6 protein-coding genes are annotated in these 7716 nt (G+C 72.3%); 3 read left to right on the forward strand and 3 right to left on the reverse strand.

Annotation, left to right across the window (positions count from 1 at the left end; translation table 11 throughout):
- Positions 1–52 precede the first annotated feature (52 nt).
- Positions 53–1090, reverse strand: a complete 1038-nt coding sequence (locus ACIPSE_RS44960; protein ID WP_401675543.1) for a TauD/TfdA family dioxygenase — start codon at positions 1088–1090, stop codon at positions 53–55.
- 204 nt (positions 1091–1294) lie between these two features.
- On the opposite strand from ACIPSE_RS44960, the gene ACIPSE_RS44965 reads away from it, so the two are divergent.
- Positions 1295–3133 carry an ABC transporter ATP-binding protein/permease gene (locus ACIPSE_RS44965; protein WP_401675545.1) on the forward strand — a complete coding sequence of 613 codons (1839 nt, stop codon included), beginning with the start codon at positions 1295–1297 and terminating at the stop codon, positions 3131–3133.
- A gap of 38 nt (positions 3134–3171) precedes the next feature.
- Here ACIPSE_RS44965 and ACIPSE_RS44970 read toward each other — a convergent pair whose 3' ends face one another.
- The gene (locus tag ACIPSE_RS44970; protein ID WP_401675547.1) at positions 3172–4407 is read right to left on the reverse strand and encodes a glycosyltransferase; all 1236 of its coding nucleotides are present in this window, start codon (positions 4405–4407) and stop codon (positions 3172–3174) included.
- A 694-nt stretch (positions 4408–5101) separates the two neighbouring features.
- Between ACIPSE_RS44970 and ACIPSE_RS44975 the strand changes: the two genes are divergently transcribed.
- Together ACIPSE_RS44975 and ACIPSE_RS44980 are read left to right on the forward strand one after the other, a co-directional pair.
- Positions 5102–5929, forward strand: coding sequence for a hypothetical protein (locus ACIPSE_RS44975; RefSeq protein ID WP_401675549.1), 828 nt, complete (start codon positions 5102–5104; stop codon positions 5927–5929).
- 112 nt (positions 5930–6041) lie between these two features.
- Positions 6042–6413 carry a hypothetical protein gene (locus tag ACIPSE_RS44980; RefSeq protein WP_401675551.1) on the forward strand — a complete coding sequence of 124 codons (372 nt, stop codon included), beginning with the start codon at positions 6042–6044 and terminating at the stop codon, positions 6411–6413.
- Here the strand turns inward: ACIPSE_RS44980 and ACIPSE_RS44985 are convergent.
- Positions 6388–7179 carry a S8 family serine peptidase gene (locus ACIPSE_RS44985; RefSeq protein WP_401675553.1) on the reverse strand — a complete coding sequence of 264 codons (792 nt, stop codon included), beginning with the start codon at positions 7177–7179 and terminating at the stop codon, positions 6388–6390. The genes ACIPSE_RS44980 and ACIPSE_RS44985 overlap by 26 nt on opposite strands.
- Between the last annotated feature and the right edge of the window lie 537 nt (positions 7180–7716).

Genomic DNA, 7716 nt, shown 5'->3' on the forward strand with positions numbered 1-7716 from the left:
CGGTGTGTCAGGAAGCTGTCGGTACGGCTGTGGGACGGGAGCGGCCGGGTGGTCAGCGGGGCGTGCCCGACAGCACCTGCCGGTACTCGGTCGGATAGTTGGCGTACCGCCGGTCCGAGACCAGCCGTTCCGCGGCGGTCGGCGACGTGCGGACCAGCCTTGAGGTGACGAGCATCCGTTGCAGCCAGCGATCGGTTCCGTCGTAGCGCGGGTCGATGGCGTTGCGTCCGTGCACCATGCGCCGGTTGTCCAGCACCAGCAGGTCACCGGAGGCGAGTGGCACCGGTACGGCCGCCGCCTTGATCCGAGCGGTCAGCTCCGCCAGCGCCGCAGCCGACTCGGCGTCCACCGCGACCAGGTCGCCGACGAACTCCAGCACCCGCTGCCCTTCCCGGCTGCCGATCACCGGCTGCGGCTCGGTCACTCCGCGCCCGTCGGCCAGCACGACCAGCGGGTTGTCGGTCTCGAAGGCGAAGGCGGGCCGGGAGAGCTGGGCGATCAGGGGGGCGTCCAGCGCGTCGACGGTCTTCGCCAGGTCGGCGACCAGGGTGGTGGCGCGGCCCGTCGGGTCGCCCCGCAGGCACAGCAACGCCAGGTGATCGGGCGAGACATCGCGGAACGGTGTCTCCGTGTGCAGGAGGAACTCCACCGCGTTGGAGCCGAACTGCACATCGCGGTGCGCGCGAAGGGGGTATTTGTTGTGCACGAGCGCGCCGGCGTCCCATTCCCGATAGCTGAACGCCTCGCCGAGGGTCTGTGCGACGACAGCCAGCATCGCTTCGGTGCCCATGGGCACGATGTCGTCCAGTTCCTGGAAGGAGCGGTCGGGGGTGGGCCGCAGGTCCGCGGGGATCGGCAGGTTGCGCACCAGGAGGGCACCCGCTCCCCGTCCCGCGCCGATCTCCGTGAGCGCCTCGTGGACGGCGGGGGTCAGCGCGGCCACCTCCGCGCGTGCCTCCGCCAGGAAGGCGTCGAAATCGGTGTACGGGTTCGCGCGGACCCCGCTCAGCCGGGAGCGGAGGTCCGCGTTCTCCTCGTCCGTCAATGTCCTGACGGCCAGCTCGGTCACGGGCTCGGCGTTTTCGGACATGCCAGAGGTCCTTTCGGAGAAAGGTCGCAGCGGATGCCGCCATCCGGAACACGCCGCCCGGACAACGATCCCGGGCCGAGGGCGGGGTAATTTTTCTACGCTGTGGGTCAGTGACTTGTAAACAGCGGTCGGGACGCTGGCCACTAGTGGACAGAGGGGGCCGGCGCATGGTGGGGCCGGAGGACAGCCTTTAGCATGCGGGCCGTGTACGACTCCCTGGAATTCCTGGAATCCGGACACGACCCCCTCCCCTCGACCAGCCCGGCCGAACTGGCCGTCGACGCCGTCGACCTGCGCCGACGTCACGGCGATCTCTGGGCGGTCAACGGCGTCACCCTTCAGGTTCCCCTCGCCGGCAGACACGCTCTGATCGGCCCCAACGGAGCGGGCAAGACCACCGTGATGCGCATGGTCTGCGCCACCCTCGCACCCCACGGCGGCACCTTGCGCGTCCTGGGCCACGACGCCCTCGCCGCACCGCGTGCCCTCAAGTCCCGCATCGGGGTGGTACCGCAGGGCATGACCTACGACAACGAGATCACCGTCCGGGAGAACATGACCTCCTTCGGGCGCTACCACGGACTCGGTCGTGCCCTGGCGGACGAACGGGCCGACGAGCTGATCGAGTCGATGGGCCTGACGAACAGGGCCCGTGCCATGCCCGCCACCCTGTCCGGCGGCATGCAGCGCCGCCTGCTGATCGCCAGAGCGCTGATGAACCGGCCCCGTCTGCTGCTGCTCGACGAACCGACCACCGGCCTCGACCCGGAGAGCCGTCACCTGCTGTGGGATCTGCTCGACGACCGCTGCGCCGACGGCATGAGCCTGCTGTTCACCACCCACTACCTGGAGGAGGTCTCCCGGCTCTGCGACAGCCTCACGCTGCTGCGGGCCGGCCGCGTCGAGTGGACCGGCGACCCCGCCGAACTGACGGCGTCGACCGTCCCGCCCTATGTCGCCGAGTCCGACGCCCCCGACCGCACTCCGGTGCCCGCCCCGGTCTGGAACGCCGACCGGACGCGGCTGCGCACAGGCCGCCGGGTCCGCACCTTCTCGTGGGAGCCCGCCGGCCTCGTCGGACCCGCGGGGCACTCCGGCTCACCGGCCGTCGTCCGGCCCAGCACGCTGGAGGACGCGTTGGACGCGAGGGCCGCGGACCGTCTGGCGGACGGGGCGGGCTCGGGCGAGGGCACGACCGCACACGAGGGCACGGCCGGGAGCCGGGACACCGGACGGCCCTCGCGCATCCGACGCGGCTCGCCCCGCCGCACCGACCAGGCTGCCTCGCTCACCCTGGCCGCCCATGTCTGGCATCGGAATCTGGTCCTGTTCCGCAAGTCCTACCGGACCACCATCGTGCCGAACTTCTTCGAACCGGTGATCATGCTCCTGGCGCTCGGGGCCGGACTGGGCAGCTACATTCCCGAGGCGGCCCTGGGCTCGTCCTACCTGCTCTACGTCGCCCCCGGGCTGCTGGCCGTCACCGCGATGAACGGCGCGGTGTTCGAGGTGACGTACAACGTGTTCGTCCGGCTGCGCCACGCGCGCAGCTACGACGCCGCCGTCACCACGCCGGTCGAACCGCCCGACATCGCGCTGGGCGAGATCCTGTGGGCGATGACCCGGTGCGCCGTCTACACGGCGGTCTTCCTCGGGGTGCTCGCCGCTTCGGGGCAGGTCACTTCCGCCGTGGCGCTGCTCGCCGTACCGTGCCTGCTGCCGCTGGGCCTGGTGTTCGCCTGCGCGGGGCTGCTGTTCACCAGCTCGGTCACCGCGATCAACGCCTACTCGTACTTCTACACGCTGGTGCTGACCCCGCTGACCATGCTCAGCGGGGTCTTCTTCCCCGTCTCCCGACTGCCGCTGCCGTTGCGTGCCGTCGCGGAGGTCTCGCCGCTCCAGCACGGCGTGGCCCTCAGCCGGGAGCTGGTCGCGCGGGGCCAGGTCTCGGGAGTGCTGGTCCACCTCGGATACCTGCTCGCCCTGGCCGCCGTACTGACACCGCTGGCGCTGCGGTCACTGCGGCGCAGGCTGCTGGTGTGAGGCGCGTCGGCAGCGGACGGCCTTCCCCGCGACGGTCCTCAGCCGGCCCACCGGGTCCGTGACGCGATGCGTTCCGCCTCGGCGGTGAGCAGTTCCACCGCCCAGGCGGGATACGACCGCAGGGTCGGCGCCAGAAGCGCGGTGTCGAACTCACGCTCCGCGCGCAGCGTCCGGAATCCGAACTGCGGCAGCACGGTGCCGGGTGCGGCTCCGGGACCGGCCGCCGCCTTGAGGAGTTCCGCCGCGGGTTCGACGCACAGGGCGGCACCAGGGGCCGCCGCGAGGGCATCGGCCCCGAAGACCACCACCCGGCCGTCCGCCGGGGCCAGGGTCACCGCCCGCCCTGTCGGGATCCGCCCGGCGACAAGACGCCTTTCCCGCAGCGCCGGTTGGAGCTGCCACACCTTGTCGTCCAGTTCGTGCGCCCAGAACATCGTGGACAACTCGACCCACGGATCGGGGTGTTTGCGCAGGGTGAGAATCGCGTGCTCGCGGTAGCTCGGCAACAGGGCGTCCAGATCGCGCTCGTGGGGGATCTCCACCGCGGCGGCCTCCCGGCCGACGACGAACGGCAGACCTCTGCGGTGCAACCGGATCCCCAACTCCACGTCCTCGCCGCTCCAGCCGACGAAGTCCTCGTCGAAGCCGCCCACGGCCCGGAAGTCCGCGGCCGGCACCGACAGGTTGCCCGACCAGCAGTAGACCCACGGCACGGTCGACCGGCCGAGATCGCCGTCCAGCGCACGGTAGTTGTCGTGGCGGGCGTCCAGACAGCGGTCCCCGGCGCCGCACCACGCGATGATCTCGTCCACGTCGGCTTCGAGCTCGTCGGAACGCAGGCGCTCCGCCGGGTCGTTGCTGTAGCCGTACATGTAGCCGAGCACCACCGGGTTCCCGGCGGCCCGGTGGACGGCGAGATGGCCCGACAGCATGGTGTGCGATGCCCGCATCCCGCTGTCGAAGAAGACCAGTACGTCGCCTTCGGCCTGCGCGGCGCCCAGGTTGCGGGCCTGCCCGGCACGGAATCCGCGGTCGTCCTGGCGGACGTACCGCACCGGCATCGGCCAGTCGGTCTCCGCGACGGCGCGGGTGTCGTCGTGCGAGCCGTCGTCGGCGACGATCACCTCGTACCGGTCGGTCCTCAGATCCTGTGCGGCCAGGGTCCTGAGGGTGCCCTCGAGTTCCCGGGCGCGGTTGTAGGTGGGGATGACGACGGAGACATCGACACCGTGTGCGGCGACCGGGCCCACCCCGTAGATCCCGTCGGCGCTCACCGGGTGAGCCCGTCGAGGTGCCGCCGGGGGCAGGACACCTCGCGCGACGGGACGGACGGCGTCCGCCTCACCGGCAAGGGCGAGGACGGGACTGACGTTCTCGGACGACGCATGAAACCAGGCCTCCGGCGGGGACGGCGAATCCCTTGGGAGCGTGGGCGAGAGGGTGCTCGCGGTGCCACCACGCCTTCGTCGCGGGCCGATACCCCGGCCGCGACCTCGATGGGCTCTGTGACGGGAGCCGGCCGGCGGGGCATTGGGCGCCGCACGACGCCGTTCCTCCCCGCACTCAGGAGGGTCTTCACCTCGGACATGAGGCCGCCTTCCCAGCTACCGGCGGCTCTCTCCCACTCATGCGACTCCGCGGTTACTCGTCTCCCTCGACGCGTTGGCACAGAGGATAGGCGGCCCCACCGACCCCGACAAGAAGCGCTCCGCCCCGCGCTCGGCACACCCGCGGCGAGGGCGGGCTGCGGATTCCCCCTCACCCTCGCCCCGTCGCGTTCCGTTCGCCGTCTGCGCCAACTGGGCTTTCCCACAGCAGATATGACGGTCCGTCATTGTGATTGACTGTTCATTGAATGGCTGTACAGTCAACTTATGGAACCCGTTACGACCCCGCTGCCCGTCTCCCCGGCCGCCGGTCCCGCGAACCCACGTCGTGACGGGAAACGAGACCGGAGTGAGCCCCGCCATGAGCGCAGGGTCCGACCGACGCAGGATCCTTGAGGAACTCGGCGTGACGGCACGCCTGGCGGGCATTCCCGTCACGACGTGGGTTCGCGACCGACCCCACAGCTCCGACGCACCGTTCGGGCTCTGGCTCGGTCTCCTCGACGGTGACGCCGTCGGACGCGCGGACCCGGCCGAGGGGGTGGAGGACGAGGCGGGCACCGTCGTCCGGCAGCGGACCGGGGAGCTGCCGGCGGGCAGCACCGGTCCCGGCGGGGTCGTACTCCTCCTCCTGGACGGCGTCCACCGGGTCGACGAGCAGTCCCTCACCGTTCAGCGGCACGTCCTGCTCCACCCACCCGCCCACCGGCGGCTCGTCGCGGCGCTCGGCTGTCCGCCCGGCGAGCTGCCGGACTCCGGGAACCGCGCCCTCGGACAGCCGGTGCGGGCTCACGCCCCGCGGCTCGGCGGCCCCGCACGGCGCATCGGCGCGCATCGGCGGGCCGCCGACCACTTGCGCTCACGCGGCGCACCGGATGTCGTGTGCGCCCCGCACCTCCGGATCGCGCTGCGCCACGGGGACACGGAAGGGGCAGCGGTCCTCGTGTCGGCGGCGCTGGCGGTGATGGACGACAGCCCGGACACGGCGGTCACCTGGTTGCGCGCGGCACTGCGGGCCGTACCGAAGCCCGCCGGCGGGGCAGTGGCGGGCACGCCCTGGTGGGAGACGCGGCTGGCCCTGGCACGTGCCTGCCGGCGGTCGGGGCGCCTGAGGGAGGCCGGGCGCTGTTGCACGAACTCCTGCCCTCCGAAGGGCAGTTGCAGACTCCGGCGCTGCGCCTGCTGGTGACAGTGGAACGCAATCCCGGCCGGCTCCCCCGAGGCGCGGGCCCTGGTGGTGAGCGAACTCGCCCGGCCGTCCCGCGCACCCGGTCCGGACGGCACCGCCCGAGCCGAGCTGGTTGGTCGAACTCTCCGCCACCGAGCTGCTGGAGGGCTACGGACGCGCGGCGGCGAAACACGCGGAGTGGGCGCTGGAGGCGACCGGCCTCCTCACCCAAAGGGGGTTGCCGGCCGCGGCCTTCGCCCTGCGCTCGCCCGGCGAACTCCACCAGCGCAAATACCCTTGCGCCGACCGCCTGTTGCAGCGAGCCGCGCAGCTGACCGACGCGCTCACCGACGCGGAGATGCGCGACAACCTCGACGTCCTGGCTCCGCTGTCCTGGGCGAGTCGACGGTGGGCCGCCACGAGCAGGCCCTGCGCCACCTCGACCGCGGGCTGCGGGTCGCCCGGCTGCACGGCCGCCGTCACGTCATCCCCCAGCTGTACGTGATCCGTTCGGCCGTCCGGGTCAGGACCGGTGATCTGGCCGGGGCGGTCACGGACGCCGAGGAGGCGCGGGTACCCGCCTCACCGGTCGGCGCCCGGCTGCCCGCGCTCAGCCGGGCGGTCGGTGTGCTCCCGCTGCTGAGACAGTCCGGGCCCGCCGCCGTGCGGACCCTGCTGGACTGCGTCCTGACCGAGCCGCCCGAGTCCCCGCGCTTCGCCGCGTGGTGGGTGTCGACCGCAGGATGCGCCGTCGCGCAGGCGCTGTTGGACGCGGGCGGACCCGAGCGGTGCGAGGCTCTGCTCGCCGCCCGGCTGCCGTCGGGGACGGCGGCGGCGACGATCAGCGTGTCGTGCCGGGCGGCGTACCCGACGGCCGCGCGCAGCCCCGCCGAGTCCTCCGTCAGGGCGGGCGACACGACGACGACCCCGGCACCGCCGTCCACCGCCGCCCGGATGCCCCGGGCGACCGTGGCGACCGTGGCCGCGCCCCGCCCGTCGGTACCGCGTACGGCGAGTATCCGCACCCCCGGCGCCACCCCGGCAAAGCTCACCCCGGCGACGGGAGCGGCGGCCACCAGCCCGGCGACGAAGGTGCCGTGCCCCACACAGTCCGCACCGGCGCCGCCGGACACGGTGACCCGCCCGGCGAGCGCGGGCGCCGCCGCCGAGACCCCGGTGTCGACGACGGCGACGGTCACCCCGGCCCCGGTCCCGGCCGACCGGACCCGGGTCAGCTGCAGACTCCGCTGCTCCCAAGGGGCGGCGGTCACAACCTCGGAGGAACCCGCCGTACAAGCGGCCCCGTCCGCGAGACGTCCCGGAACCACCGGCAGCCTCACCGCCCCGGGGGACGCGTCCGCGACGGCAACCCCGGCGCCCGGCACCACACCGAAAGACACCAGGGTGAACAAGACCGGCAGGGCCCGCCGTATCCGGAACGAAGCCATACGCGCATCCTCACCGACCGAAGAGACCGTCATCTCCACAGCTGGGCGCACCAGTTGGGGTCACCTCCATCATGCCGCACCCACCGGACCCGCCACCGGCGCCCCCTTACAGAGTGCCTGGCCACGGTGCTGCAGGAGCAGCGAGTCTGGAGCAAGGCGTCGACGTATGAGCTGTGCACCCGTTAGACACTGCAGACCCCACCTGGGCACATATGTCACATTATTGGGGGAATGGTGCCTTCCAAGCCCTTCCCGTGGGAACGTAAGTGCGGTCCCGCCTCCAGATGGGTGGGCCGGACACGGCGGCCGGGGAGTCCGCCGGGAATCGGGGGAACCATGCTTCAGATCGGCGACCAGAAA

Origin of the sequence: Streptomyces sp. NPDC090106 (genome assembly GCF_044747265.1) — a bacterium.
Lineage (GTDB): Bacteria > Actinomycetota > Actinomycetes > Streptomycetales > Streptomycetaceae > Streptomyces.